Raw genomic sequence first — 1,772 nt, 5'->3', positions numbered from 1 at the left:
CTCGGTAGATGTAAAAGTAAAATGCCTGTGGAGACGGTCTAACGGGGACATAAGATGAAAATCAAGTGTCTAGTCAAGAGTCTAAGAAGCAGGAAGAAGAGAGTCTGGAGGCATGGCTTTAGCCTGCCGAAAGAAAACCTTTGAGAATCCCCGCGCATTCATGCCGGGGAGTACGTCAACTATCTTCCTACTTCCCACTTCCTACTCCCCCAAACCAGTACAATGCTCTTAGCCCGCCTCTTGAGGCAGCTTGTCCGAGTGATGGAGAATACCCTTGGGGATTGATTTACGCAGCTACGTTTTTTTAGATAGCCTTCAACCGCAACACGCCGCCTATATTGGCACGGTTGCGCTGGGATTTTTGCCCCTCCCTGGGGATAGCTCCCTGTGGATTGAAATTTCCCCCGGCATTGAAATTAATCGGATCACCGATGTGGCCCTGAAAGCAACGGTGGTGCGGCCTGGGGTGCAGTTTGTGGAGCGGCTCTATGGCTTGTTGGAAATCCACGCCAGCCGCCAAGGGGAAACCCGCACGGCGGGGAAGGCAATTTTAGACAGTTTAGGGGTGAGGGAGAGCGATCGCCTCAAGCCCCGCATCGTTTCCAGCCAAATCATCCGCAACCTTGACCCCCACCAAGCCCAACTGATCAACCGCAGCCGTCGCGGCCAAATGATCCTCGCCAATCAAACCCTCTACGTTTTGGAAGTGCAACCGGCGGCCTATGCAGCTTTGGCGGCGAATGAAGCAGAAAAAGCCGCCAGTATTAATATTTTGCAAGTTTCCGCCATTGGCAGTTTTGGCCGCCTTTATCTAGGGGGGGAAGAGCGGGATATTTTAGCCGCAGTCCAAGCCGTAGAATCGGTTTTAGCCAGTGTTTCCGGTCGGGAACATCACGACAACAACCGCGAATAATTACGAAAATAGTGCGGGAGTCTTAGAGCAACGTCGCTGTCTTCGCGGGGATGAAAGACGATACGGCGACTTTAGTCGCCGTCCTTGCAGGGCGGCTTATATTGTGTGCTAGGATATAGCCATGATTGTACTAGAGTTTAAAGCCTACGGAAAGCCCCAGCAATTACGTTGGGGAATTGAAACCCTGTTTGGCATCTTCAAAACCCGTGGGTTCTGTCTCGAATCGACACACCTCACTGATGGGGAGCGCTTGAGAGTTTAGAGTTTAATATTTGTCGGCTCACGCCTAGGGTTGTCGGCTCACGCCTCGGTTGTTTGCTCTGTTGACCTTAGCCCTATGTTGGGCATTGCGAACAGGGTTGTGGTTACATCAGTGGCAGCCCATTAAGCTGAAGAAGCACGGTCGCCGTAGTTAGAGTCTGTTCCGGTTAGGGTTGAGGCTGGCTTATTGGCGCCATTTGGTGCTCAATCCCTCCCCATCTCATGATGCTGAGTTTTTGCAGTCCCTACAATTTTTGTCCTGTACTTAGATTTTGGCAAGGTGTTCGGCAAGCTCACTGTTGCTGTTCCACCCCACAGGACAAGCCAGGAATGCTCTCGCTGCGGTGTCATTGTCCAGAAGACTTTATCCACTCGAACTCATGTTTGTCGATGTGGATGTGTGATGGACAGAGACCATAATGCAGCGAGAAACATCCTCAGTCGGGGATTGAGTACGGTAGGGCATACCGGAACTTTTGCGCTGGACGCAAGCAACGCTTCAGGAGAATCGACCTCTACTTTGGCTGGAGTCATCCTGTCTGAGCAAGTTGGCTCGTTGAGTGAAGAATCCCCGTCGCTTTAGCGCGGGGAGTGTCAA

1 protein-coding gene and 2 pseudogenes are annotated in these 1,772 nt (G+C 51.9%); all 3 read left to right on the top strand.

Annotation, left to right across the window (positions count from 1 at the left end; translation table 11 throughout):
- Positions 1–274: 274 nt before the first annotated feature.
- Complete coding sequence (locus VB712_RS20300) at positions 275–913, top strand: hypothetical protein (RefSeq protein WP_323258175.1); 639 nt, start codon at positions 275–277, stop codon at positions 911–913.
- 163 nt (positions 914–1,076) lie between these two features.
- A pseudogene (locus VB712_RS20295) lies at positions 1,077–1,443 on the top strand (hypothetical protein); the annotation flags it as partial.
- Between the two features lie 2 nt (positions 1,444–1,445).
- Positions 1,446–1,757, top strand: a pseudogene (locus VB712_RS20290) (zinc ribbon domain-containing protein); the annotation flags it as partial.
- Positions 1,758–1,772 lie beyond the last annotated feature (15 nt).

The organism is Spirulina sp. CCNP1310, from assembly GCF_034932185.1.
GTDB lineage: Bacteria > Cyanobacteriota > Cyanobacteriia > Cyanobacteriales > Spirulinaceae > Spirulina.
This window is presented reverse-complemented; position numbering and strand designations above follow the sequence as displayed.